This is a genomic window from Pseudarthrobacter sp. DSP2-3-2b1 (assembly GCF_049895945.1).
Classification (GTDB): Bacteria; Actinomycetota; Actinomycetes; order Actinomycetales; family Micrococcaceae; genus Arthrobacter.
The window spans coordinates 21,549-46,207 of the sequence record NZ_JAFCTI010000006.1 but is presented as its reverse complement, the minus strand read 5'-3'; the positions used below and the strand labels follow the sequence as shown (position 1 = coordinate 46,207).

Sequence of the window (24,659 nt, the reverse complement as noted above, 5' to 3'; positions counted from 1 at the left end):
AAGCCATCAGTAAGATGAAATCCCGGTTAATCGCCGGTGACCTGCAGGGATATGCAAGAGCGTTGCCCCGGAAGCCGCGTTAAGTGAGAGAGCGTTGCCCCGGAAGCCGCGTTGAGTGCGAGAGCGTGTGGGGGTGGTTCAGGCGGTGGGGGTGGGGGTGCGGGTGAGGAGGGTGTGGACGCGGCGGAGGCGGTCAAGCCACCAGTCCCGGCGGTCGGCGGGGGCCGCGTATTGCTCCAGCAGCCCGGAATCGGCGGCGACGTCGCGGAGGCGGATGGCGCCGTCGTCAGCCACGAGCGGGTCCAGGGTGATGTCCGAGGTGAACAGCGACACCGTTCCCAGCCCGCACGCATACGGCAACTCGGGCAGGGCCGCCGCCAGGGCGAGGCCCGCGCGGATGCCAACCGAAGTGTCCAGAGCGGAACTGACGACGGCGGGGAGTCCGGCCTGAGCCACGATGTCCAGGGCGCGCCGCACTCCCCCGAGCGGCGCCACCTTGACCACGATGAGATCGGCTGCGCCGGCCCGCGCCACCTTCAGGGGATCGGATTCCTTGCGGACACTTTCGTCCGCGGCGATCAGCACGGGCGTTCCCGCTGCCTGAAGCCGCGAGCGCACCTCGGCCAAGCCATCAATGGTTGGCACGGGCTGTTCGGCATATTCAAGTCCGACGGCGGCGAGCCGCGTGAGTGCCTCGACGGCGGTGGGCACGTCCCAGCCACCGTTGGCGTCCACGCGGATGGCGGCGTCCGGCAGGGCTGAGCGGACGGCGGCGAGGCGGGCGGCGTCGTCGTCGAGGGTCTGGCCCTGTTCCGCCACCTTGACCTTGACGGCGTCCACCCGCCCAAAGCGAGCCAGCACTTCGGGCACGCGCTCAGCGGGGACGGCGGGCACCGTTGCGTTGACCGGAATCACGGACCGAAGAGGGGAGGGAAAGCCTTGCCAACCGGCCTCCAGCGCGGAGGCGAGCCAACGGGATGCCTCGGCATCGCCGTACTCCGGGAAAGGGCAGAACTCGCCCCACCCGAGGGGGCCGCGGAGCAGCAGCGACTCGCGCGCCATGATGCCGCGGAACTTCACCCGCATGGGCAGGCTCACCACGTAAGCGGACGCCACCAGCTCCTCGATAAGAGGAAGGACGGCGGGATGAGCGGGGCTGGCGGGCATGGCTTCACTGTACCGGCGGCCCAAGCGGTCCATGCAGAACAAAGGAGCTATGTGGACAACCTAGATCCACTTGTTCCGCATCCCCGAGCCCAGGCCCTCATGCCGTCCCCGTTTCCCGCCGCCGCATGCCAACCATGGCCACGGCACCGGCAACAACCGCGATGGCGAGCATCCACCACGCACCGCTCCAGTCCGTCGTCGTACCGCTGGGAACCGGGGTGTGCGTGAACGGCGAGAGGTCACGGATGCTTTTGTCCAGTCCCACCAGCCCGCCGAAGATGCCCAGCACCACGCCCGCCCCGAGGAGTGCCCAGCCGCCGGCAATGGTGGCGGCCGGCCAGAAGACGAACACCAGGGCGGGGACGGCGAGGTAGATCAGGGCGGCGGGAAGCTGAGCCACTGCGGTCGCCCACACGATTTGCCCGTCTATGGAGGTATCGCCGGCAGCGGCCAGGGACGCCCAGGTACCGAAGGCGGTCAGGGACAGCACCAGCACCACCGACGCAGCACCCAGCACCACGTAGCTGACCAGCCAATGCAGCCGGCTGATGGGTGCAGCGAGCAGGAGTTCGGCCGTGCCGCCGGCCTCTTCCTGGCGCAGCCGGAGGATTGCCTGCAGTCCGCAGGCCGCCGCCAGAACACCCGCAATCGAGAACATGGCCGAAATCATCAGCTGGGTCAGCGACACGCCCTGCGTTTCGAGCATGGCGCGCAGCGTCGCCGTGATGTTGCCGCTGGGCGCATCCGCGGCGGCAATCGCGCTGCCCAGCGAGCCCGCCAGCATCCCCATTGTCAGGCCGCCAATACACCAGCCCATGATCGAACCGATTTGCAGCCGCAGGGCAAGGGCGGTGGGGCTGCTGAGTCCGCGCCGCGCGGAAGCGCGCCCGGGCAGCGCGCCAAAGACGCTCGCGCCGCTGTCCCGCCGTTGGAGGAGGAGCCACGCCGCTCCCCCGCTGACCACGGCGAGCCCCAGCGGCAGGAGCAGCGGCCACCACCGGTCACCGGTGAACGCGAAGGTCTGCTGGCCCCACCCGATCGGGGAGAACCAGCTGGCCCCGCCGGCGGTCATGGACAGCCCATCCGCGCTCGGGGTCCCGCCGGCATCGCCAATTCCCCGCAGGAGATACGCGAGCACAACGGCCGAAGCCGCGTACCCGTTGGCGCCGCGGGATGTCCCCATCAGTTGCGAAATAAGGAGCCCCACGCCCAGGAATGCCAGTCCGACGGCGCCCGTGGCGGCTCCCGCCAGCAGCGAACCTTCGCGGTCCAGCCCCGCCGCCGCGAAACCGCCGAACACCGCGAGCGCCACGAGGACGTTGGCGCTGATGCCGTGCAGGACGGTTGCCACGGCAGGGGTCAGGCGGCCCGCAGGCGTGGCGGCGATGAGCTCGGCACTTCCGGTTTCCTCATCGGCCCGTGAGTGCCGCACGGCCAGGAAGGTACTCATCAGGCCGGCCAGCAGGGCCAGGAAAGCGTAGATCAGGAAGAACATAAAGCCGCCCTGGCTGGCATCGCGCGGCAGGCCGCGGAGCATCAGGATGGCAGGGGTGGCGATGGCCACCTGGAGGATTTCGGCGCGGCTCGATTCCTCGCCGTAGGTCTGCTCGATGGCGGACGCCGCGAACAGGGTCAGGGCGCCGATGCCCAGCACCCAGGTGATCAGCTGCCAGCGGTCCCGCCGGAGGCGCTGCCCCCACAGGATCCGGAGTTCGCGCACGTCAGTCACGGCCCCTCGCACCGAGCAGACGCCGCCGCCTGTGGCGTTCAGCGGCCTCAGCACGCTCCCCCTCAACGGCTTCCCCGCGACCACTGCCCCCGCGGGCAAGTCCTGACGTGTCGCCGTAATGCCGCAGGAACAGCTCCTCGAGCGAGGGCGGCGTGATAATCAGGCCCTGCACGCCCAAGGCACCAAGAGCCGGAAGCACCTCAGCGATCCGGTCCGAATCGGCACCAAACCTGACCCTGCCGCCGTCGGACGTCAGGTCATGGACAGCGCCCAGCTCCCCCAGCGCACTAATGTCCACGCCGTCGGCCGCGAAGGACACCTCGCTGCGGGTCAGGTGCCGCAGCGACTCAAGCGTCCCGCCGTCCACCACTTTGCCGGCCCGGATGATGCTCACGCGGTGGCAAAGGGCCTCCACCTCGGAGAGGATGTGGCTGGAGAGGAGCACGGTTGCACCGCGTTCGACGGCGGCGAGCACCTCCCGGCGGAAGACCGCCTCCATGAGCGGGTCGAGGCCGGATGTGGGCTCGTCGAGGAGGTAGAGCTCGGCATCCGTGGCAAGGGCGGCGATCAGCGCCACCTTCTGCCGGTTGCCTTTCGAGTACGCGCGGCCCTTCTTGCCGGGATCGAAATCGAGGGCCTCGCAGAGCCGGGCCTTGCGCTTCCGGTACGCGGCGGCGGCGGCCGTCCCGCCCCGCAGGCGCGAGAGCAGGTCAATCGTTTCGCCGCCGGAAATGTTGGGCCAGAGCCGGACATCGCCGGGAACGTAGGCCAGGCGCCGGTGCAGTTCGACGGACTGCGTCCAGGGGTCCATGCCCAGGACTGTGGCCGTGCCTGACGTTGCCCTGGCCAGGCCCAGCAGGACGCGGAGCGTGGTGGATTTGCCGGCGCCGTTGGGGCCAAGGAACCCGTGGATCTCGCCGCGCCGGACCTCGAAGTCAAGTCCGTCCAGCGCCCGCACCCGGCCGAAGTGTTTGTGCAGGTCAGCGGTCTGGATGATGGTGTCCATAGTCCGAACATACTCAGATTCATGATTTTGGGAAGATCGTAAAGTCCCCCCACTCTTCCAACACATATCCATATGGGTATACAATTTCAGCATGGCACGGGCAGCAACAACGGCAGATGCATTCAACGCGGTGGCCGAGCCGCGCCGCCGGGAAATCCTGGACGCCCTCACGCAGGGCGAGCGCCCCGTCAACGAACTGGTGGAGCTCCTCGGCCTGGCCCAGCCGCACGTCTCGCGGCACCTGCGGGTGCTCCGTGAAGTGGGCGCGGTGGACGTCCGTGATGAAGGGCGGCAGCGGCTCTACCGGCTGAACCCGGAGGCCCTGAAACCCATCCACGACTGGGTTGCCAGCTACCAGCACCTCTGGGAGGAACGCTTCGAGCTCCTGGAGGACGTGCTGGCAGACCTCAAGGAAGAGGAAAACTAAGAGAAGGAGCAGGACAATGGCACAGACCAGCAGCGGCACCATGGACGTCACCTTCCCCAGCGACCAGGAAATCCTGATCACCCGGACGGTCAACGCGCCCCGGCACCTGGTGTACCGCGCCTGGACCACGCCCGAGCTCGTCCGGAAGTGGTGGCCCGGCCGGCGCGGGGAGATGACGGTGGCGGACATGGACGTCCGGGTGGGCGGCGCATGGCGGTATGTCATGGTGGCCCACGGCGAATTCGAGGTGGCGTTCCACGGCACCTACCGGGAAATTGTCCCGAATGAGCGGATCGTCCACACCGAGGTCATGGAGACGCCGGGTGCGGCAACGGACAGCGAGGAGGGTGCCGTGATCAACACGGTCACCTTTGACGAGGCCGACGGCGGCGCCACCACTGTCCGGATCCGCACCGATGCGGGAAGCAAGGAAGTCCGGGACATGATTGCGCAATCCGGCATGGAAGGCGGCGTGCGCGAGCAGTTCGAACTCATCGAGGAGCTGGCCGCGTCGCTCACGTTGTGACGTTCAGCGCTCTTTGGCGCGAGTTCTTCAGCGTTGTTTGACGCCCAAGCAGCACATTTGTGCTGACCGTCTTCCCTGGCTCGGCGTGGATGCACTGGTATTCTCCGCTGGGATAGCTATAGTGCAGCGCTGGTATCCCAGCAGGTGGACCGGAGGACAAGAAATGCCAATGTGGATGCAGGCACTGATCTGGGGCACCGTGGCTGGCTGTGCGCTTGTCCTTGGATCCGGGATCGCCTGGATGTGGAAGGTCCCCCCGAAAATCGTTGCTACCGTGATGGCTTTTGGCGCTGGGGTCCTGATATCAGCATTGGCTTTCGAGCTGGTCGATGAAGCCGTTGAAGGGGGCGGATTACTGCCGACCGTCATAGGATTCCTGGCCGGGGCGTTACTATTTGTCGGCTCGAACATCCTACTCGCCCGTGCAGGAGCGAAACACCGGAAGCGGTCGGGGGAGAAACAGCCCTCGGAAAAGGACGCGCCGGGGAGCGGGACTGCTATCGCTGTGGGCGCTTTGATCGACGGCATTCCTGAGTCTGTTGTCCTCGGCCTGGGTCTTGTCGCCGCTGGGACTGTCAGCCCGGCAATGTTGGCTGCCGTGTTCATCTCCAACGTCCCCGAAGGGCTGTCCAGTACAGCCGGCATGAAGAGGGCGGGTCGGGGGCCGAAGTACGTCTTCGGAATTTGGTCGGCAATCGCCCTTCTCTGCGGAATCGCTTCACTGCTGGGCTACACCGCGCTGGAGAATGCCTCGCCCGGTCTCGTCGCCTTTATTACCGCCGTTGCCGCGGGCGGTATCTTGGCCATGCTCGCCGACACAATGATCCCGGAAGCATTCGAAGAGCATCATAATCTGACAGGTTTCACCGCAGCCGTTGGATTCCTCACGGCGTTCACCATTCACCACGTAGGTGGTTAGCAATGCCCTGACCCAGCGAATACGCCATGGCCCTGCCAGTTCGAGAACGTCAGCGCCAGAATTCGGTCAGTTGCGCACTAAGGGCAGTGCCTTGGTTGTAACCAGCCCGAGCAGCCGCCGGACGCAGCGATAGATCCATGGCATTGGCGCCGAACATGTGCTCGGAATTGCTATCCGGAAAGATCGTTTCTACTCTGCTTCCACGTGCGCGGAGTTCTTCGAGCTGGGCTGCAAGATGCATGCCCCACTTCGGCGGGGTCCGTGTTCTTCCGCCGAATGGCGACAGCACCAGCACTCGGCCGTATCCGATCGCCAGATCGGCATTCTCATTGAGTCGGTAGCCGCCATCAATATACCGCTCGTCGCCGATCCTGTAGGCGAAGCCACTAGCGCAACTGGCGGCGACGGCGTCCACCAGGTCCACCCCGCTGGCGCGGTGGAACACGATCGGTTCACCGGTACGCGCATCGACCGCCGTGACGAGCAGCGCTCGTTGCGGCCAGCGCTGACTGGACAACCGGGCCGCGACGATCGCCCGCCACCGCGTGTGCTCAGAGCCGTCCAACGAAGCATCCATCTCAAGTGCCGCCGCCCCTATCCTGCGGCGCATGTCAGCTGCATCCTCAGCGACGGCGATAATTTTTCCCGTTCTCTCCATATGATCCGCCGCTGGCCTGACAGGAGCGCGGCCACTCTCGCCCGGACCGGAACGCTGCTGAGGTGCATCGCCACGAATGTCGGCAAGCAACTGGGCCGGGGTCGAGCCAGCGAACTGGGCCGCGGCTGTCGCTCCAGCCGACGTTCCGATGACCAGATCAGCCTCTGTCACATCCAGCCCGGCATCGAACAGGCCGGCGACGACGCCGATCAGCCAGGCGTTGCCCGTCGATCCTCCGCCACCTAGGACCAATGCTCGCTCACTCGCGGCGTCGACGTGCTTCGCGGCGTCGACCTGTGGCTGATCCTGGCCTGACTTTGGCCGGTCTGAGCCCCACATCGAGGTGAAATGAAGAGATGAAGAAGGGGTTGTGCTCATGGAAGTAGCCTTTCGCGTATGACCCGGGGGCCCTCCCGGCCGCGACTACTTCACCCGCGTGATCGCAGGCTGCAGGGGAGCACCCGTTGCTGATACTGCATACATGGGTCGCACCTCCTGCTGCCGATGGGTCACGATTAAGGGCATAATCGCACACCAACGACGGGTGCGCAATCGGCAGAATGCCGGCCGCCGTCCACCGGTTTGGGCCGCGCCGTCCACCGTCCCACCGACGCGGCAGGACCCCCAGTCACGTGAAGGCTGGTCACAGGTTTCTGTGACACCCTTAACCGATGACCTTTTCACGGCAGGCCCCGGCCCGGACACAGCTGCGCCCCGCCCCGGGCTCCGGCTTTATGTTCGCCTTCGCCACGCTGGCCTGCATCGTGGGACTGATGGCCACGTATTACTACTTCGTGCAGACCACCACGGGCCAGTTCATCGACGAGTCCGCGCTGGTTGAAGCCGTGGACATCCACGGGCCGGCGGGCAAGGCAGCCACCGAGTTCCTCGACTGGCTGCCCACCATCTCCCTGGTGGTGGCCGCCGTCGTGGTTCTGTTCGTCACGGTGATCCGCCAGCGCTGGACCGCGGCGGCAATCGCGGTGGCGGCGTGCGTCGGTGCCAACATTGCCACGCAGATCCTGAAGGAAATCCTCCCGGCCCGCCCGGACAAGGGTGTGGTGACCCTGGAGCTGAACTCGCTGCCCTCCGGGCACACCACCCTGGCGGCGTCCGCTGCGGCTGCAGTCTTCCTGATGTCCTCACCGCGGTGGCGTCCGATGGCAGGCTTTGTGGGCGGCACCTTCGCGATCGCGTCCGGCGTGTCCACGCTGATCAACCAGTGGCACCGCCCGGCCGACGTCGTGGCCGCCTTCTTGCTGGTGGGCGCCTTCATGATCCCCGCGGGCTGGCTCATAATCCGTTCGGGCGGGGCCTGGAACGTATGGGACGGCTTCGGCAACCACGTCGGGTCGGCCAAGATCTGGCTCACGCTGCCAGTGGTGATCGGGCTGGCATCGGCCGCGGTGGCCGTGTATTCGCTGGCCAAGATCGCGCCCGGGCCCGCCCAGGAGGGCAGCACCACCAACTACTTTTGGGCCGGGATCTCACTTATTGTGATCGCCGGGTATCTGGCCACCGTGGCCACCACGTCACTGTTTGCATACGCCGCACGACGGCGGGACACGCCAAGGCGCTGAGCTCACCGCACCGCGCGTCCCCGGCGCCGTGCCTGCTGGCCTCAGTGGCTGTGGGGAGCCGGCGGAACCCCGTCGTCCTTGCCCACGTTCTGGACGCCCACCGGCTCACCTTCAGGGGTGTTAGTCCGCTTATTGATCAGGTAGGTGATGAACCAGAGCACCACACCGATCGCCATGAGTCCCCCGGCGATCTGGTACTGGATGATGTTGCGGCCCACCCATGGTCCGGCGAGGAACGCACACAGCAGCGCGGCCACCAGCGGCAACTGCCCGGGCGAGGTGAAGAAAACCTTCCGGTTGGGGTCCCGCTTGCGGCGCAGGACCACGCAGGTGATGTTCACAACGGTGAACACGAGGAGCAGCAGGAACGCCGTGGTGCCGGACAGGTTGGCCACCACGTTGCTCTTGGGGTCGCTGGTGACGTACCAGATCAGGCCCAGAGCCAGGACGGTGGAGAACAGGATGCCGGCCCACGGGGTGCGGCGCGTGGGGAGCACCTTCCCGAGCGGCCGCGGCAGGACGTTCTGGCGGGCCATGCCGTAGATCAGGCGGCTCGCCATCAGCATGTTGATCAGGGCGGTGTTGGCGACGGCGAAGACGGCAAGGAACGGGAAGATCCTGTCGATGGGGAAGTCCGGGGAGCCCTTGTGCACCACTTCGAGGAGGGCTGCACCTTCGGCCTCCCTGATGTTTTCGAGCTCGGTGGGTGAAAGGACGCTGACCACGGAGACGGCCACCAGCATGTAGAGGATCACCGCGATGCCCAGGCCGGTCAGCATGGTCCGCGGAAAGATCTTCTCAGGGTTCTGGGTCTCCTCCACCATGTTCACGGAGTCCTCGAAGCCCACCATGGCGAAGAACGCGATGGAGGTGGCTGCTGTCACGGCCAGGAACAGGCCTTTGTCCTGGTAGTCGTTGAAGACGAAGATTTCCCCCGGGTTCCCGGTGCCCTGCGCCATGACATAGAAGCCCACGCCGATCACGATGCACAGCGCGGTCATTTCAACGATGGTCAGGATCACGTTGAACTTCACGCTCTCGCCCACGCCGCGCAGGTTGATCACAGCCAGCAGGAGCATGAATCCCATGGCCACCGCGGTGATCACGGGCTGGTCCGGCACGGCCATCCACCCGTTGATGTTCAGGCCGCCAAAGAAGTTCTGGGCCAGCACGTTCGCCGAGGTGGAGGCGCTGGTAATGCCTGAACAGACCACGGCAAAGGCCACCAGGAACGTGACGAAATGGATCCCGAAAGCCTTGTGGGTGTAGAGCGCAGCGCCCGCTGCCTGGGGGTACTGGGTGACGAGTTCGAGGTAGGAAAAGGCTGTCAGCGTGGCCACCACGAAGGCGAGAAGGAACGGCAGCCAGACGATGCCTCCCACCGTGCCTGCCATGGTCCCGGTGACTGCGTAGACGCCGGCGCCCAGGATGTCCCCCACAATGAACAGGAGCAGGAGCTTGGGACCCATGACCCGCTTCAGCTCGTGTTTTTCACCTTCGGGAGTAACGTCGAACACTTGATCTGAAGCGGTGCTCATGCCTGGCCTCCACAGTCGAAACGATGCGACTCCTTCAGGGTGATCCTTGCGCGTCACTTTGGCAACAAGTTGGGCCCCGCTATGTGGACAACCCGCCCCAATTCTCCCTTGCGGGGACTTGTACAGAGGGCCCAAAATTGTCAGATCACAACCCTGCCGAAGACGCCCAGGGGGTAACCATGATCCTGAAGACCACGCCCGAATCGGAAGCCACGGGGCTGACGGCGGCACTTTACGACGACGATCTCAACACACTCGGTTACGTCACCCCGCAGACGAAGGCCATGGCCATTAATCCCGAAGTCTCCAAGGCGTTCGATGCCCTGCTCGGCGCCCTTAAGACCTCCATGGATCTGCGCCGCTATGAGCTCGTAACCCTTGCTGCCGCGCAGGGGGTTGGCTCGACGCATTGCCTGCTCGCCCACGGGGCCAAAGCGCTGGCGGTGTTCACGGAAGCCGAGGTCAATGCCGTGGCGCGGGATTACCGGAACGCAGGGCTGACGGACGCTGAAGTGGCCATGATGGAGTACGCCGAGAAACTCAGCCGGGATGCCGCCGCCATGACGGACGCCGACACCCTGGTTCTCCGCGGCCATGGCTTCACGGACCGCGAGATTGTGGACATCACGGTGGCCGCGGCGGCGCGCAACTACCTGAGCCGCGCAGTCCTGGCACTGGCCGTGGACCTCGACGTGCCGCCGGCCCTGAGCCCGGAGCTGCAGGAGGCGTTGCTGTCCCCGCTGGCTTCCCGCCACCCCACGTAGCCGCGTCCCGCGTCCCGGCTGAGGAGCCACCTATGGAAGCACAAACACTGGACGTTGTGGTGGTCGGTGCGGGGCAATCGGGCCTGGCCACCGGCTATTTCCTGCAGCGGGCCGGCCTCGATTTCACCATCCTGGAGACCAATGATCGTGTGGGCAGCGGCTGGCGGCGGCGCTGGCCGTCCTTGCGCCTTTACACTCCGGCCCGGTACAGCAGCCTGCCCGGGCTGAAATTCCCCTCCCCCGGCGGCAGCTATCCGGGCAAGGACGAGTTCGCCGACTATCTGGAAAGCTATGCGAAGCATTTCCGGCTGCCTGTGCAGACGGGCGTCCAGGTCCTCGCAGTGCGCCGGAACGGAGGCCTCTTCGAGGTCCAGACGAGCAGCGGCACCATCCTCGCCCGGGCCGTGGTGGCCAGTCCCGGCGCCACTTCTACTCCCTATGTTCCCGAGGTTGCGCTGGACCTGGACTACAAGATCCAGCAGCTCCACTCCCTGGATTACCGAGGCCCGGCGGGTCTGCCTGCCGGGGACGTGCTGGTGGTGGGCGCCGGGTGCTCGGGTGCGGAGATCGCGCTGGAACTGGCCCACGAGCACCCCTCCGGGAAGATCTACCTCGCAGGCAGGCCCACCCCCCATATTCCGGATGCCGCGTTTCGCTGGGCGGGGCCCATCTTCTGGCGCCTGATCAACTCGGTGCTCACGCTCGACACCAAATCCGGACGGAAGGTCGCCGCAGACTTCCATAGCCGCGGCGCGCCTCTCTTCCGCATCTCCATCAAGGACGTCGAGCGGGCGGGCGTGATCCGGCTCCCCCGTGTCAGCGGGGCGGTGGACGGCAAGCCAGTATTCGACGTCGGGACTTCCGACGGCGGGACAGCCAGCCCGGGTGCCGTGCCCGGCAACCTCGGGACCGTCATTTGGGCAACAGGCTACCGGCCAGACTACGGCTGGATTGAAGGCCTGCCTGTTGATGAGCTGGGCTGGCCAGTCAACACCCGCGGCGTGGTGGAGGAAATTCCCGGCCTCTACTTTGTGGGCATGCCGTTCCAGTACGCCCTCGCATCCGGGACCGTGGGCGGGGTAGGCCGGGACGCGGAGTACGTGGTGGAGAAGCTGCTCGCCGGCAATTCGCTGGCCCGAACAAATGCTTGACAGACTCTGCGGAAACCTTGATGAATTACCCCGGTGTATTTTGATCCGGCCCAAGAATAGTGATTCCTAACGGAGCCTGGGGGCTCCCATCCAGCGGATTACCGCACACATTCTTAGGGGTCTCACATGGGCAAGACAGCCGGACGTAAAAAGCGCATCATCATCACCACCGCCGCGATGCTGGCCATCGGCGGCGGCGCAGCTTTCGCATACTGGACGAGCACAGCGACTGCTGACAAAACAATGCAGTCAACAGCGGATTCCGCTCCCATCACCATCAGCGTCGGAGCATTGGCCGGCAGCGTCCTCTCCCCCGGCGGCCAGGCGCAGAACGCAACTTTCACGGTCACCAACCCCGGCACCGGTGTCCAGAAGGTCAGCACCGTAGTTGCAACCATCCTCAAGTCTGACGGCTTAGATTGGGCCGTTGGTACCTGCACCAAGGATGACTTCGAGGTCTCCACAACAGTTGTCCCCACTGAGCTGTCCGCCAACGAGAGCCTCACCGGCACCGTCACCCTCAAGATGATCAACCGCGTGGGAGTGAACCAGAACGACTGCAAGGGCGTCGAGGTTCCACTGCACTTCACAGCCAACTGACGTTCCCTGCCTTAGGTTCCACCCGGAAGGTCCCATGTTCCGCACCAGCCCCCGTCAAGGTCCCCCCGGGCCTCGGCGGGGGCTGGTGCTTGGCCGCCGTCTGCGCCGTGGAGCGTTGGCCGCGATCGCCTTCGCCGTTTGCGTGTTTCTGGGTTCGGGTGGCGCCCTCGCGTACTGGCCGGCGTCAGGCAGCGGAAGCACGACGGCGAGGGTCGCCACACTGATCCCGCCCGCCAATGTTTCCGCCCAAGCAGTCGCCTCAACTGTCTCAGTCAGCTGGACCGCTTCCGCCGGGGCTGTGATGCCGACGGGCTATTACGTCACCCGCATCACCGGCAGCACCGCCGCGTTCGCGTGCGGCTCCAGCCCCGCCACACCCGTCGCCACCACGGCGTGCACGGATACGTCTGTCCCGGTAGGCGCACACACTTACGTGGTGACTGCTGCCCACCAATCCTGGAGCGCCACCAGCCCGGCGAGCAACAGTGTCACAGTCCTAAGCCTGCGTGAGCTCGCTTTTCTGTCCCAGCCGCCCGCCACGGTGACAGCAGGCGCCCGCATTGCCGGACTGCGAGTCCAGCTGCAGGTCCCCAGTGTGGGTGGCCTCCCCGCGGTTCCCCTCTGGACGCCTGGTGTCGAGGTGCGGCTGAGCCTGGGCGCCAATCCGGCCGGCGGAACCCTCAGCGGCGAACTTACCGCCACGACGAACCTTTACGGCGTTGCCAGCTTCAGTGGCTCTGTCATTGAAAAGGCCGGCGCGGACTACACAATTACGGCGTCCAGCACCGGCTACTCCGGCGCAGTCAGTACGAGGTTCAGCGTCACCGCTGGAGCGGCTGCCCAATTGGTGGTTACGTCGCCCGCTTCAGTGACCGGCGTCGCCGCGGCATCCGCCTCCATCGGAACCATCACCCTGGAGCGCCGCGACAGCTTCGGGAATCCCGCCACGGCCGGCCCCAACATCGTGACGCTTACCTCAACAACTCCCGAGACCGATTACTTCGCAACAACCCCCGCCGGAGCAGACGCCGCGTCGGTGACCTTTGCCAACGGCTCCGCCAGGGCGTCGTTCTATTACGGCAACACCCAGTCCGGATCGAGGCCGTTCACGGTGAAGGGAATCGGCGCCGACCTGGTTGTTCCCGTCCAGATCACCCCGGCAGCGCCGAGCAAACTGACGCTCGTAATCGCCCCCGTGCTCGTGGACAAGAACCTGCCCTTCAGCACGACCGTTGCCATTCTGGATGCATTCGACAATCAAACCCAGGGCAGTGCCATTGTCAGCCTCACGTCCACCGGGACGCAGAAGTGCAAGGTCAACGGCGCTCCCGCCACCCAGACGGCAGCAAACGGTGTTGCCGGCTTCGCCAATCTTTCACACAACGGGAAGCAAGCAGGCTGCGAGCTCACAGCGGCCAGCGACGGCCTGCCCGCTGTCCACCTGATCTTCGACGTCGTTTAGCACGCGGGTCTTTCAGCAGGCTGGAATCGGCAATAATGTCTTGCAATAGAAGGCAATATTGTAGGACAATAAGCCATGGGGATCAGGTGGACGGCAAGCGCATCCAAACACGGCGTCGACCGGGAAGATGCATTGAACGCCATCCTCCATCAGATCTATCATGTCGAACAGTTCGACGAACCTCGGGTCGAACCGGGTATGAGGCCGGATTTGTTTATCGGCCCGGCCAGGGACGGACTCCGAATTTTAGAAGTCATGGCGGTCATCACCCCGCCAAACGACCTCCTGATTTTTCACGTCATGGAAGCACGTAGGAAGATCCTGGACATCGCGGAAAGGGAGACAGAAAAGTGAACGAAACAAAGAAGCGCAACGGCAGCAAGGAGTTCGACGCTGCACAGGAGGCCCACTACGACCAACTGGCCGCCTGGGCTGAAACAGCGGACATCGGACCGGACGCTCGAATCACCAAATCCGCAGAGCCAGAGGCCGGCCGTTCTCTCCTTGAGGCCGCACTCGGGTCACCCGAAGCGGTCAGGCGTGCCGTCGGCAAACCCTCACTAAGCTCCAAGGGAACATCACCGTCCCGCTCGCTGCGACTGCCTGCGGACATGGATGCCCAACTCGTGGAACGTGCGGAACAGGAACACCGGAACCCATCGGCCATCATCCGTGACGCCCTGGCGCAATACCTCGCCAAGGCTTCCTAGCTGAGAACCTAAGGCCCCTACCCCACCAGCGCCTTCCGCTCCCGCTCGCTGAGCGACGAGACCCCGGCGGCAGTTCGAGCACGTGATCTGGTAGGACCGGGACGTTGTGAAGAGCGGAATAAAGAAGAGCGTGAACTTCCGGGCGTGCTCGTCCAGGTAGTGCTGCACGAACTGGCCGCAGTTCTGGCAGGTAGCTGCCCGCCCGGGCAGGGCGCGGACCACGGTCTTAAGGCCAAAAATCAAAAGCATGAGGTTCCTTTCCAAGGGACCCTTCGAGGATACCGCTTAATCGAAAGTATGCTTAGTAATTCCGCCGGTGCTTCAGCCGCGGAAGGACGACGGCGAACACACCCGCCGCGGCGAACCCCAGGACGCCGGTGGCTGAGACCCCCGCACCCAGGGTTGCGAGGGCCGTCACCCCGGAGAGCAGGACGGGCCCGCCGGTGGAGCCTGCGTCGGCGATGAACCGCCACAGCCCCAGGAACTGGCCCCGGCCACGGTCGGGCGAGAAGTCGGCGCCGAGCGTCATGATCAGCCCGGAGCTGATGCCGTTGCCGAAGCCGATCAGCAGCGACGCCAGCAGCAGCCCCGAAAAGGAGGCGGTCAGCGGAATCAGGAACATCGCAATCCCCATGATCACCGTGGACGGGATGGCCACGAACAGCCTCCCGCGCCGGTCCATCACCTTGCCGGCCGGGTAGAACACCAGCATGTCGATCGCCCCGGACAGCCCGTAGATCACCGATGCTTGGGCCGCGTCCATCCCCAGGTGGTCCGCCCACAGCGGGATCACCACCTGCCGGGACGCGCGCAGCGCGCTGAGCAGCAGGATCCCCACACCCAGCGTCAGGAACACGCCGCCGTGCGAAACCGCCACATTCCGCAGCGTCGGCTCCGGACCCTTGTGGCCGCCGTCGGGCGCTGGCGGGACCACCAGATCAGGGATAGTGACGGCCAGGGCGGCGGCCGCAGCCATACCAACCACGCCCACCCAGTACGCCCCGGCGATCCCGGCGAACTGCATCACGCCGGCACCGATGAACGGGCCCACAAAAACCCCGATCCTGCTCACGCCGCCCAGGGTAGAGAGCGCCCGCGCCCGGAACTGGATGGGCACGGCCTCGGTGAGGTACTTCTGACGCGCGAGGCTGAAGACGCTCGCGGCCATCCCGACGACGACCATCGCCACCGCGAGCAGCCACAGTCCATTGGGGATCAAGGAGGACATCGCGGCGGCCGCGAGCGCCAGGGCTCCGGTGGCGGCGGCGCCCACAATGGACCAGCGTTCGCCGAACTTCAGCGTGATCAGCGATGCCGGAAGGTTGAAGAACCAGGAGCCAAGCCCGATCAGGGTCACGATCAACGCGGAGACAGCCACCGAGGCCCCGAGGTCGCGGGCGGACAGGACCACCACGGGAAGCACTGCGCCCTCGCCGATGCAGAACAGCAGTGCAGGCCCGAATGCGGGTACGGCGATGCTTCGGAAGTTGAAAGGCTGCGGGGATCCTGGCGAAGTCATCAGATTTATCCTATGGCCCCCGCCCAATTCCCCAGTTGATCACGCGGAGTGGGATCGACATCCTCTTCGGGGCCCGCCACCGGCTTCCGACGGCGTCATGATTCGCTCCGCCGTTCAAGATCGAGTTCGAGCATGGGCCGTTCTTTGATGCTTCTGATGAAGTATTCGTTGTCATCCTGCCACGCCTCTGCGGAGACAGTCCGGATGTTGACTTCTCGGCCAAGCCTGCGGCTCGCGGCCTCCGCCGCATCCGCTACGGCGAGCCTGCCCGGCTTTCCCACAATCAGCACGTCGATGTCCGCCGGATCGTTTCCGTCGATGCCCTCATGGCGCGCGGTCCACGAACCGTAGACATAGGCCTGTTCGATGCCCGGCACCCCAGATAGAACTTCGGGAAGGATCACGGGTGGACCGTAGGAGTATTCCAGCATCTGCACGAGGGGGCTAAACAAGGGGTGGTCCGTGTTTGCAGAGATCATTCGATTTCGGCCCAGCTTGCGCTCACGGACAATTCCACCTTGTACCAACCGATTGATTTCGCGCAGGACTGAGGGGAGGTTCGTACTTACCCGATCCGCCAAGGTTGTGATGTTCCATTCAACGTCAGGCCTCAACAGGAGCGCAGCCAACACGTCGCCCTGGAGATTGGACCTCAGCAGGGGCGCAAGCAGCGGCACCGTTGATTTCATATTTGCTATGTTATCTTAGCTTTTTTGAAAGTCAGCAAATAGAAGCAAATTCAGGGGGTCACAAGAAGCCGCAGGAGGACTACCGTTTGCCTTGAGGGGCACTGCAGCTGCGCCCTCATCAAACCAGAGGGAGGTTCCATGGGTGAGGTGTGGATTCGGACTATCCACAACAGTCTGATCCGGGCGGATAAAGTCACGGAAATTACTTCCACCCGCGGGTCGCTTCATGAGGACCAGGGGTACTCGCTGAAGGTCATTGTGGACGGCAAAGCGCACGTGGTGATTGACGACGCCCGCCTGCCTGGTTCGCTGGCCGAGCGGCTGGAGTTCGCGCGGCATCTTGAGGATGCCCTGCTGCTCGCATTGGACGAGGCCAGCGCGGCCGAAGCATCAGTGGTGGTGGCCTTTGAACCGGAGACCGATCGCTGGGCTTTCGCCCCGGCGGCGGAACTGACCGGCGGGCTCAGCCGATAATAGGCCGTTCCTCGGGCAGCCGGTACAGGCGGGGGTGGGCGGACAGCGCCAGCGCCGAAGCCACCGTCACCGTCCCGATGCGGCCAGTGAACATCAGTACCATCAGGACCCACTCGGCCGATGCAGGCAGGTGGTAGGTGATCCCTGTGCTCAGGCCTACCGTGGCGAACGCGGAGATCGATTCGAACAGCACCTTCTCGAGGCTGTAATCGGTGAGCATCAGCAGCAGCATGGTCCCGACGACGACGGCGGCCACGCCCAGGAGCGCCACTGACAGCGCCTGCCGTTGGGACGAAGCACTGATTGAGCGGTGCGCGATGGTCACCTCATCACGCCCGCGGACTTCGTTCCAGATGGCGAAGCCCAGCACCAGGAACGTGGTGATTTTGATGCCGCCGGCTGTTCCGGCGCTGCCGCCGCCGATGAACATGAGGATGTTCGTGGCCATCAGCGTCTCAGGCGACGCCACACCGTAGTCGATGCTGTTGAACCCCGCAGTGCGCGGGAAAACGCCGCCGGCCACAGACCCCATGATTTTGCCGGTCAGGGACAGGTTCCCCAGCGTCTCGGGCCTGTTCCATTCAAAAGCAACAAACAGCGCGATCCCCGCAGCCAGCAGCAGCAGTGTGCCGTAGATGGTCAGCCGCAGGTGGATGGTCCAGCTCTTGGACTTCTCCCCGCGCAGCAGCTGGATGATCACCGGGAAGCCCAGCCCGCCGGCGATGATGGCCAGGCATATGGGGGTGATGATCCAGGGGTCGGATGCCAGGCCGATCAGGTTGTCGCTGAAAAGCGAGAACCCTGCGTTGTTAAAGGCCGAGATGGCGTGGAAGCTCCCATGCCAGAGTGCGGTGGCCGGGTTTGCATCGTAGGCCAGCCAGAACCGGCCGGTCAGGAGGACTGCAGTGACGGCCTCAAAGCCGAGCATGATCTTGGCAACCCGCACCAGCACCGCCCGGACATCCCCGAGGTTCAGTGTGTGTGTCTCGGACTGAGCCACCAGCTGGCCGCGCAGCCCGATGCTCTTGCGGACCAGCAGCGCCAGCAGCGTGGCCAGGGTCATAATGCCGAACCCGCCGGCCTGGATGAGCCCCAGGATGACGGCCTGGCCGAACGGGGTCCAGAACGTGGCCGTGTCCACGGTGATCAGCCCCGTGACACAGACGGCCGAGACCGAGGTGAACAGCGCCGGCATCAGGAGTTCGGAGCCCTGATCCATGCGCGAGATGGGGAGCATCAGCAGCCCGGCGCCCACCAGGATCACCGCGAGGAAAGCAAGGGGAAGGGAACGGACCGGGTGTGACAGGGCCCGCCGGACGAAGTTCTCCTCCTTGCCGGCCCTGCTGTTGCGGGCACTGTTGCCGGCCCTGTTGATGGCCTTGCCGTTGACCGGCTTGCCGTCGATGAAGTTGCGCTGCGCAGCCGGGGACCTTTTCCCGCCCGCCGCCCTGTCCTTCATGATGCTCATCCGGCGTGGATGGCGGGGATTGCGTAGTGGGCTGGAGCCGTCAAGGACGTGTCTTTCGTTGCTGCCGGAGGCGGCCGGCATGCCCGGTTCGGAGAGCAGGATGCCGCCTATAACCAACGGAGCGTAGCACCGGCCTAACGCCCAAAACCCCGTGATTCCGGGGATCTTAATGCTTTCTTAACGCCTTGCATGGCGTCCTTTTTTAACGCCCGACGGCGGCGCCCACCACAGTGCGCGGCTTCACTCCTGGAAGCGGTAGCCCAGCCCTTGTTCGGTCAGGAGGTAGCGCGGGTTGGCGGGGTCTTTCTCCAGCTTCCGCCGCAGCTGCGCCAGGTAGACCCGCAGGTAGTTGGTCTCCCCGGCGTAGGCCGGCCCCCACACCTGGTTGAGCAGGTCGTCGTGCGTGACCAGGGCGCCGCGGTTCCGGGCCAGCAGTTCCAGGATCTTCCATTCCGTGGGCGTAAGCCGGACAGGCTCGCCGGCCCTGGTGACCCGCTGGGCCGCCAGGTCCACGGTGAAGTGCTCGGTTTCCACCACGGGAAGGTCGCCGGATGTCCCACGGCGCAGGGCAGCGCGCAGCCGGGCCAGGAGTTCGTCCATGCCGAACGGTTTGGTCACGTAATCGTCCGCGCCGGCGTCCAGGGCCAGGATTTTGTCTTCGGAACCGTGCCGGGCGGACAGGACCACGATGGGCACATCGCTCCAGCGCCGCAGCCGGCGGATGACCTCCACCCCGTCCAGGTCCGGCAGGCCGAGGTCAAGAATGACCACGTCGGTCCGGTGCGCGGCTGCCTGATCCAGTGCACCCTGCCCGGTGAAGGCCGTCAGGGTTGAGTACCCGCGGGCGTTCAGGTTGATCTGGAGGGCGCGGAGGATGGGGACTTCGTCGTCAACGATCAGTACGGCGGCCATCAAGTCCTCTCATGCCCGGTTCAGGAACGCGGTTCGGTGCGCAGTTCGGGGCGCGGTGCAGGCGCCACGCCCGTGGACAGCGGGAGGCGCACCACCATGGTCAGTCCGCCGCCCGGTGTGGGTTCGGCCAGCAGGACTCCGCCCATTGCTTCGGTGAAACCTTTCGCCACGGCCAGCCCCAGCCCGATGCCCGTGCCGGCGTTGGTATCGTCCGCGCGCTGGAAGGGCCGGAACATCGCCAGGACCTCCCCCGCCGGGATGCCCACGCCGTGATCCACCACGGTGAGTTCGCTGGCCGGCACGTCCCCGATTGTTGCACTGCCGGCACCGCCCACGGATCCGGAGATCACCACGTCCGAGTCCGGCGCATACTTCAGGGCGTTCTCCACCAGGTTTGCGATGACCCGTTCCAGCATGCCCGGGTCCGCATCGACCGCCGGCATGTTGTCCGGCAGGAGCACCCGGAGCCGTTCCGAGTCCATGCCGCGCAGGGCCTCCTCCACGGCGTCGGCCCAGTGGACCGGGCGGACCAGCGGCGAGACGGCGTCGGCGGTAAGCCGGGACATGTCCAGGAGGTTGCTGACCAGGCGGTCCAGGCGGTCGGCCCCGTTTTCGATGGTGGCGAGCAGTTCCTGCTGTTCGTCCGGACTCAGGCTGATGGTGCGGTCGCGCAGGCTGCTCGCGGCCAGTTTGATGCCGGCCAGCGGAGTTCGGAGATCGTGCGAAACAGCCCGCAGGATGGAGGTCCGCATCTTGTTTCCCTCAGCCAGGCGCAGGTTTTCGCGCTGGCTGGCCGAGAGCTCCTCGCGCTGGAGCATGGCCAGCAGGTGGGCACCGAACGCTGCCAGCAGCCGCCGCTCATCCTGGGAGAAATCCCGCCCGGTCAGCGTCAGCTGCCGGTCCGCATCCAAATGCTCGACGGCGGCGCCCGGCTGGGTGCCCGGAGGCGCCGTCGGCCGTTTCACGCCGGAGTATTCGCGCAGCATCCAGCCACCCGCGCCGCCAGCGCCGCGGGAGCCGGGCCGGGCGCGCTCCCCCGCCGGTTCCCGGACCCAAAGGCCCGCCCCGTCCACCTGGAAATGTTCGCGGACCTGGTCCAGGAACGCGGGAATGCTGTTCCCTTCGGCAACGGCCCGGCGGCTCAGTTCACCCAGCACGGCGGCTTCGGCGCCGGCCCGGTGAGCTTCCTTGCTGAGCCTGGCCGATCTGTCCACCACCAGGGAGACAGCCACCGCCACGAGCACGAAGATCAGCAGGGCCAGGACGTGTTCGGGATCGATCACGGTGAACGAACCGATGGGCCGCACGCTGAAGTAGTTAACCGTCAGCCCCGCCAGGACCGCAGCCACCAGCGCAGGCCAGAGCCCGCCGAGCAGTGCCACGGCCACTACGCCGGTCAGCTGGACCAGCATGTCGGTGGACAGCTGATCGTGCGGCAGCCGCTCCAGGAGGAACTGCAGCCCCGGCGGCAGCGCCACGGCGAGGACGAAGGCGGGGAGCTGCCGGTGGCGGCCCAGGCTGGGACGGCGTCTGGGGCGTTCCGCCGGCCCTGATTCCTGCGCAATCAGGTGGACTTCCAGGGTGCCCGCGTTCCGGACAACGTTGGCCACCGTTCCGACCCGCCCAGCCCAGCGCGGCAGACCCCCGGACAGCCGGGACGTCCCCAGGACGAGCACGCCGGCGTTGACGCCGCGCGCGAACTGGAGCAACGCCGTCGGGATCTCCTCCCCGCCGATGGCGTGGAAGATGCCGCCGACGCCGAGTGTCACCGCGCGCAGCCGGTCGAGTTCCTTGGAGGAGGGCACAGCCCGGGCGGCGGTGGTGCGGACGTGGACCACGTGGAGCTCCCCGCCGGCGGCGGACAGCATGCGGGCGGCCCGGCGGATCAGCGCCTCGTCCCCGGCATGCCCGCTGATTCCGACGACGATCCGTTCGCCGGAGGTGGCGCTGCTCTCTGGTGACATGACTCCATTGTTCACTTGTTACGGCGCGGACGGCGGGAATGGGCTTACCCGTAATGTACCCGTCAGTAACGTTGCGTACGTCACAGGAGGTGCTTAGTCTTGACGAGGCTTATGCAAACGGGCCACAAAGCAAGGGCTGCAGCGTCGCAGCCGATGCCGGGGAAGGCTTTACCTCTTGAACTCTAAGCTGAACATTCTTGTCCGTGTGGATCTCGACCACGCCCGTGCCCAGGTTATCGCCAAGGGCCACATCACCGTCCACAGCGTTCAGGCCCTCTATGTTGTGGTCAAACGTGCCAACTCATTGAAGCAGGGTCTGGACCTGGAGTTGGACATCAGCAACGCCTGGGTGGACGACGAAGCACTGGAGCAGTTGCAGGCCTGCTCCCGCACCCATCACCTTCCCGCGAAAATCGACCCGCAGCAGAAGCCGTGCAACGTCAGTGTCCTGGCCCCGCGCGTCCCTGCCGTCACCGGGCCGGCTCTCATCGCCGCCTGAGTTGTGGGTATGCTAGTCACGTAGCGGCAGCATTTTCCGCTTTCGGCCTAAGCAGCGGGCCCCAGCCAGGACACTCAGTGTTCTGTTGCCGAAGGTCTGCTCCAATGCCACAGCCCCTCCCACTGAATGAACTAACCTTCACTGTTGCCCGCATCAAGGGCCTGCTTCTGACCCAGGAGAAGGCCCACGGCGCAGTAGGGCAACTGACCTCGGGAATCCGTGACGTTCTCCCGCCCGGGTCAGGCGCCGGCGTATCGCTCCTGGATGAGCGAGTTCTGGACGGACAGGGCGGCACCGACGACGGCGGGTGGACCAGCGTTGGCACCACCGGTTACGCGGTACTGAACGCTGACACCGTACAGTTTGAACTCCGCCAAGGCCCGTGCCTGACAGCGTGGTCCACACAGCGCACGGTGCTGGTCCGGGATGCCGGCACCGATGACAGATGGCCTCTGTGGTCCCGGATCGTCAGCGGCCTGTCTATCCGGTCAGTGGTCAGTTCGCCGCTGGTGGTCGGAACCAGGTGCCTTGGGACGCTCAAGATCTACTCACCCCAGCCCGCAGCGTTCGACGACTCTGTTGCCCGGACTTTGGAGAAATTCGCGGCAGCCGCATCAACACTGCTGGACAATATCCAGGGCTCCGAGGCTCCGCACCGCCTGACGGAGGCCCTGGGGGATGCCCTGCGCAGCCGGGACGATGCCGCCCGCGCCCAGGGGATCCTGATGCAGCAATACGGCCTCAGCCCGGACCGCGCCCTCGAGGAGTTGCTGCTGCTGTCCCGGGCCAGCGGAAAGCCACTGGTCAGCGTCATTGCGGAAATCGTCACGGGCGCTGGTGAGGCCTCCCTGCGGGACCCTGACCCGGCATAAACTTCGAAGTATGAAGATTGCGGTCGCCGGGGGAACCGGAACAGTGGGGCGGCATGTGGTCCGCATTGCGCGCGAACGTGGCCACGAGGTAGTCAGCCTGTCGCGCTCAGAGGGGGTGGACCTGGTCACGCGAAAGGGTTTGGATGAAGCGCTGCAAAACGTCGAGGCTGTGATCGACGTTTCCGGAATCAGGGAGCTGTCCACCAAGAAAAACGTGGACTACTTCACGAGCAGCACCCAGAACCTGCTGGCCGCCGGGAAGAAGGCAGGCGTCCGGCACCTTGTGGTCCTTTCCACCGTGGGCATCGACAACGCACCGTCCAGCGTCTACGCCGGGAAACGCGCTCAAGAGGAAGCGGTCCGGCACGGCGATGTGCCCTGGACCATTCTGCGGTCCACCCAGTTCTTCGAATTTGTGCCCATGACCCTTGGCTACACGTCGGCCGGGCCGCTGGCAGTGGTCCCCCGCATGCTCACACAGCCGGTGGCGGCAGCGGAAGTGGCAGAGGCCTTGGTGGACGCGGCGGAGGCAGGCCCGCATGGAAGGGTGAAAGACCTGGGCGGCCCGGGCAAGGAGCTGCTGGCGAACCTGGCCCGCGCCTACGTCCGCAAGACGGGACAGCGGAAACTGGTGCTGCAGGTCCCCGCGCCGGGACCCATGGGCAAAGCGATGCGCCAGGGTGACCTGATCCCCGAACCGGGCGCCGCCGTCGCCCGGCAGACGTTTCAGCAGTGGCTGGATGCGTACTCCGCGGAGCAGTGACTAGGTGCCTGCTGACCGCGGCGAAGACCCGGCAATCCCTGCAGGGGGCACGCGCTGTTTAAGCGTTTCCGGGCCGTACCTCTTCAAGACGCCCACTGCGATGGCCCAGGGCAGAATGCCGGACGCCACCTGGGCGAGGTAGTTCCCGGAGGACAGCACCAGATAGGACATCACCCAGTTGTAGAAGCCGTGCAGCACGATGATCCAGAACAGGCTGCCGGTGTTGTTGTAGATCCAGGTCAGCACAATGGTCCAGCCAACTGCGCCGAAAGTGAGCCCCAGGACGATGGCAACCGCCATGGGGACCGTCAGCAAACCGGCCAGGTAGGGCATCAGCAGGTTCGCGGGCAGGTGCCACAGGCCCCAGGCGATGCCGAGGATCCAGCTGGCCTTCTCCGCGGTGTGCCGCCGCTGCAGTTCAGGCAAGGCGTAGCCCCGCCAGCCCACCTCCTCCGCGAGTCCGGTGAAAATCAGCAGGTACACAAGGAAGGGCAGGGCCAACGCCAGCGGCACCAGTGGCGAGTAGCTGAGGTGGAAGCCGCCCAGGAGGAACCCCACGGCCACGCTCGCCACGGCCAGCGCAACGGGAGTGCCGAGAATTACAGCGATCCACCGGCCCGGTATCCGCACCTTCCCCAGCCGTGAGAACAGCTCCCGGATGCCCGTCCGGCCCTGGACCAGCGCAATGACAATGAGGCCGGCGAGGGTGGGTCCAAAGGAGAAGACGGCGAGCAGGAACACCCGCGCGAACCCCGGATCAAGTGTGCCTTGAAAGAGTCCCTGGAAGTGCAGCAGGTTCGCCTCGTTGGTGAGTGACTCACCGCGGCCGGTGGCATACAGGTACGCGGGGATCTGGATGGACCACGTGATGGCGTAGGCGAGGACAAAGTACAACGGCAACTGAAGCCTGCGAATCTTTGTGGACGCCATTTCGGAACCTCCGCAAACGCAACCGGACAACTGGAATTTTACGCCTGCCGAGGCGTGGGGTCAGGTGCCAAGGCGGGTGCGAATGCCGCCAGGAAGAGCTAGTCCGGACCCCCTACTGGATCAGGTAACTCGTGCGGTCCGCGTCCCGCGGGTCAGCCTTCACCGGAAAGATGGAGCGGACCAGAACACGGGCGCCTATTGCGGGCAGCAGGATGAGGGCGGCGGTGACGGACAGCGTTGTCAGTCCCACGTCCTCAAGAATCTCCCGCTTTGGCCTCCGACGAGGCCGTCCCCCGCCATCCGTCAGATTCATCATGATCCGAGACTAGGGA

The 24,659-nt window shown here is 65.5% G+C and carries 26 protein-coding genes and 1 pseudogene; 14 read left to right on the top strand and 13 right to left on the bottom strand.

Translation table 11 applies throughout. The annotated features are described in order from the left end of the window. Window positions 1-138: 138 nt before the first annotated feature. The 3 genes from ACP7AX_RS09160 to ACP7AX_RS09150 form a co-directional block, all read right to left on the bottom strand. Window positions 139-1,167 (bottom strand): o-succinylbenzoate synthase, encoded by a 1,029-nt coding sequence (locus ACP7AX_RS09160; protein ID WP_426226206.1) that lies wholly within the window; start codon window positions 1,165-1,167, stop codon window positions 139-141. A gap of 97 nt (window positions 1,168-1,264) precedes the next feature. Continuing rightward, on the bottom strand, window positions 1,265-2,896 hold the full coding sequence (locus tag ACP7AX_RS09155) for an ABC transporter permease (protein ID WP_426226205.1): 1,632 nt from the start codon (window positions 2,894-2,896) through the stop codon (window positions 1,265-1,267). Beyond that, the gene (locus ACP7AX_RS09150) at window positions 2,889-3,902 is read right to left on the bottom strand and encodes an ATP-binding cassette domain-containing protein (RefSeq protein WP_426226204.1); all 1,014 of its coding nucleotides are present in this window, start codon (window positions 3,900-3,902) and stop codon (window positions 2,889-2,891) included. The genes ACP7AX_RS09155 and ACP7AX_RS09150 overlap by 8 nt, the downstream gene beginning before the upstream one ends. 91 nt (window positions 3,903-3,993) lie before the next feature. Between ACP7AX_RS09150 and ACP7AX_RS09145 the strand changes: the two genes are divergently transcribed. From ACP7AX_RS09145 to ACP7AX_RS09135, 3 genes are all read left to right on the top strand, one after another. Then, complete coding sequence (locus ACP7AX_RS09145; protein ID WP_426226203.1) at window positions 3,994-4,329, top strand: ArsR/SmtB family transcription factor; 336 nt, start codon at window positions 3,994-3,996, stop codon at window positions 4,327-4,329. Between the two features lie 16 nt (window positions 4,330-4,345). Continuing rightward, window positions 4,346-4,855: an SRPBCC family protein gene (locus tag ACP7AX_RS09140; protein WP_426226202.1), complete on the top strand. Its 510-nt coding sequence runs from the start codon at window positions 4,346-4,348 to the stop codon at window positions 4,853-4,855. A gap of 163 nt (window positions 4,856-5,018) precedes the next feature. Further along, entirely contained in the window at window positions 5,019-5,774 is a 756-nt protein-coding gene (locus ACP7AX_RS09135) for a ZIP family metal transporter (protein WP_426226201.1), read from the top strand. Window positions 5,775-5,823: 49 nt separating this feature from the next. On the opposite strand, the gene ACP7AX_RS09130 is transcribed toward ACP7AX_RS09135, so the two are convergent. Beyond that, window positions 5,824-6,810 (bottom strand): patatin-like phospholipase family protein, encoded by a 987-nt coding sequence (locus ACP7AX_RS09130; protein ID WP_426226200.1) that lies wholly within the window; start codon window positions 6,808-6,810, stop codon window positions 5,824-5,826. A gap of 293 nt (window positions 6,811-7,103) precedes the next feature. Between ACP7AX_RS09130 and ACP7AX_RS09125 the strand changes: the two genes are divergently transcribed. After that, a complete protein-coding gene (locus tag ACP7AX_RS09125; RefSeq protein WP_426226199.1) occupies window positions 7,104-8,012 on the top strand; it encodes a phosphatase PAP2 family protein in 909 nt (302 codons plus the stop codon). Between the two features lie 41 nt (window positions 8,013-8,053). Here the strand turns inward: ACP7AX_RS09125 and ACP7AX_RS09120 are convergent, their stop codons facing one another. Next, the gene (locus ACP7AX_RS09120) at window positions 8,054-9,550 is read right to left on the bottom strand and encodes an APC family permease (protein ID WP_426226198.1); all 1,497 of its coding nucleotides are present in this window, start codon (window positions 9,548-9,550) and stop codon (window positions 8,054-8,056) included. A 137-nt stretch (window positions 9,551-9,687) separates the two neighbouring features. On the opposite strand from ACP7AX_RS09120, the gene ACP7AX_RS09115 reads away from it, so the two are divergent. The 6 genes from ACP7AX_RS09115 to ACP7AX_RS09090 all read left to right on the top strand — a co-directional run bounded on the left by ACP7AX_RS09115 (window position 9,688) and on the right by ACP7AX_RS09090 (window position 14,237). Next, entirely contained in the window at window positions 9,688-10,314 is a 627-nt protein-coding gene (locus ACP7AX_RS09115) for a carboxymuconolactone decarboxylase family protein (protein WP_426226197.1), read from the top strand. A 32-nt stretch (window positions 10,315-10,346) separates the two neighbouring features. Beyond that, a complete protein-coding gene (locus ACP7AX_RS09110; protein ID WP_426226196.1) occupies window positions 10,347-11,465 on the top strand; it encodes a flavin-containing monooxygenase in 1,119 nt (372 codons plus the stop codon). Window positions 11,466-11,591: 126 nt separating this feature from the next. After that, complete coding sequence (locus ACP7AX_RS09105) at window positions 11,592-12,065, top strand: hypothetical protein (protein ID WP_426226195.1); 474 nt, start codon at window positions 11,592-11,594, stop codon at window positions 12,063-12,065. Window positions 12,066-12,099: 34 nt separating this feature from the next. Further along, window positions 12,100-13,527: a hypothetical protein gene (locus ACP7AX_RS09100; RefSeq protein ID WP_426226194.1), complete on the top strand. Its 1,428-nt coding sequence runs from the start codon at window positions 12,100-12,102 to the stop codon at window positions 13,525-13,527. A 75-nt stretch (window positions 13,528-13,602) separates the two neighbouring features. Further along, entirely contained in the window at window positions 13,603-13,881 is a 279-nt protein-coding gene (locus tag ACP7AX_RS09095; protein ID WP_131683687.1) for a hypothetical protein, read from the top strand. Further along, on the top strand, window positions 13,878-14,237 hold the full coding sequence (locus ACP7AX_RS09090) for a ribbon-helix-helix protein, CopG family (protein ID WP_131683688.1): 360 nt from the start codon (window positions 13,878-13,880) through the stop codon (window positions 14,235-14,237). The genes ACP7AX_RS09095 and ACP7AX_RS09090 overlap by 4 nt, the downstream gene beginning before the upstream one ends. Before the next feature lie 117 nt (window positions 14,238-14,354). Here ACP7AX_RS09090 and ACP7AX_RS09085 read toward each other — a convergent pair. The 3 genes and pseudogenes from ACP7AX_RS09085 to ACP7AX_RS09075 all read right to left on the bottom strand — a co-directional run. Then, window positions 14,355-14,486, bottom strand: a pseudogene (locus ACP7AX_RS09085) (zinc-ribbon domain-containing protein); the annotation flags it as partial. A gap of 52 nt (window positions 14,487-14,538) precedes the next feature. Beyond that, a complete protein-coding gene (locus ACP7AX_RS09080; protein WP_426226193.1) occupies window positions 14,539-15,756 on the bottom strand; it encodes an MFS transporter in 1,218 nt (405 codons plus the stop codon). 95 nt (window positions 15,757-15,851) lie between these two features. After that, window positions 15,852-16,235: a hypothetical protein gene (locus ACP7AX_RS09075; protein WP_426226192.1), complete on the bottom strand. Its 384-nt coding sequence runs from the start codon at window positions 16,233-16,235 to the stop codon at window positions 15,852-15,854. A 348-nt stretch (window positions 16,236-16,583) separates the two neighbouring features. Between ACP7AX_RS09075 and ACP7AX_RS09070 the strand changes: the two genes are divergently transcribed. Then, complete coding sequence (locus tag ACP7AX_RS09070) at window positions 16,584-16,919, top strand: hypothetical protein (RefSeq protein WP_426226191.1); 336 nt, start codon at window positions 16,584-16,586, stop codon at window positions 16,917-16,919. Here the strand turns inward: ACP7AX_RS09070 and ACP7AX_RS09065 are convergent. The 3 genes from ACP7AX_RS09065 to ACP7AX_RS09055 all read right to left on the bottom strand — a co-directional run bounded on the left by ACP7AX_RS09065 (window position 16,909) and on the right by ACP7AX_RS09055 (window position 21,263). Then, a complete protein-coding gene (locus tag ACP7AX_RS09065; protein ID WP_426226190.1) occupies window positions 16,909-18,387 on the bottom strand; it encodes a TrkH family potassium uptake protein in 1,479 nt (492 codons plus the stop codon). The two genes, ACP7AX_RS09070 and ACP7AX_RS09065, sit on opposite strands and share 11 nt — an antisense overlap. A 240-nt stretch (window positions 18,388-18,627) precedes the next feature. Then, window positions 18,628-19,299, bottom strand: a complete 672-nt coding sequence (locus tag ACP7AX_RS09060; protein WP_426226189.1) for a response regulator — start codon at window positions 19,297-19,299, stop codon at window positions 18,628-18,630. A 20-nt stretch (window positions 19,300-19,319) separates the two neighbouring features. Beyond that, window positions 19,320-21,263 carry a DUF4118 domain-containing protein gene (locus ACP7AX_RS09055; protein ID WP_426226188.1) on the bottom strand — a complete coding sequence of 648 codons (1,944 nt, stop codon included), beginning with the start codon at window positions 21,261-21,263 and terminating at the stop codon, window positions 19,320-19,322. Window positions 21,264-21,438: 175 nt separating this feature from the next. Between ACP7AX_RS09055 and ACP7AX_RS09050 the strand changes: the two genes are divergently transcribed. The 3 genes from ACP7AX_RS09050 to ACP7AX_RS09040 all read left to right on the top strand — a co-directional run bounded on the left by ACP7AX_RS09050 (window position 21,439) and on the right by ACP7AX_RS09040 (window position 23,397). Beyond that, a complete protein-coding gene (locus ACP7AX_RS09050) occupies window positions 21,439-21,762 on the top strand; it encodes a hypothetical protein (RefSeq protein WP_131683696.1) in 324 nt (107 codons plus the stop codon). Window positions 21,763-21,866: 104 nt separating this feature from the next. Continuing rightward, complete coding sequence (locus ACP7AX_RS09045; protein WP_426226187.1) at window positions 21,867-22,634, top strand: GAF domain-containing protein; 768 nt, start codon at window positions 21,867-21,869, stop codon at window positions 22,632-22,634. A 10-nt stretch (window positions 22,635-22,644) separates the two neighbouring features. Then, on the top strand, window positions 22,645-23,397 hold the full coding sequence (locus tag ACP7AX_RS09040; RefSeq protein ID WP_426226186.1) for an SDR family oxidoreductase: 753 nt from the start codon (window positions 22,645-22,647) through the stop codon (window positions 23,395-23,397). On the opposite strand, the gene ACP7AX_RS09035 is transcribed toward ACP7AX_RS09040, so the two are convergent. Both ACP7AX_RS09035 and ACP7AX_RS09030 read right to left on the bottom strand, forming a co-directional pair. Continuing rightward, window positions 23,398-24,327: a CPBP family intramembrane glutamic endopeptidase gene (locus tag ACP7AX_RS09035; protein WP_426226185.1), complete on the bottom strand. Its 930-nt coding sequence runs from the start codon at window positions 24,325-24,327 to the stop codon at window positions 23,398-23,400. 112 nt (window positions 24,328-24,439) lie between these two features. Then, the gene (locus tag ACP7AX_RS09030) at window positions 24,440-24,643 is read right to left on the bottom strand and encodes a hypothetical protein (RefSeq protein WP_426226184.1); all 204 of its coding nucleotides are present in this window, start codon (window positions 24,641-24,643) and stop codon (window positions 24,440-24,442) included. Between the last annotated feature and the right edge of the window lie 16 nt (window positions 24,644-24,659).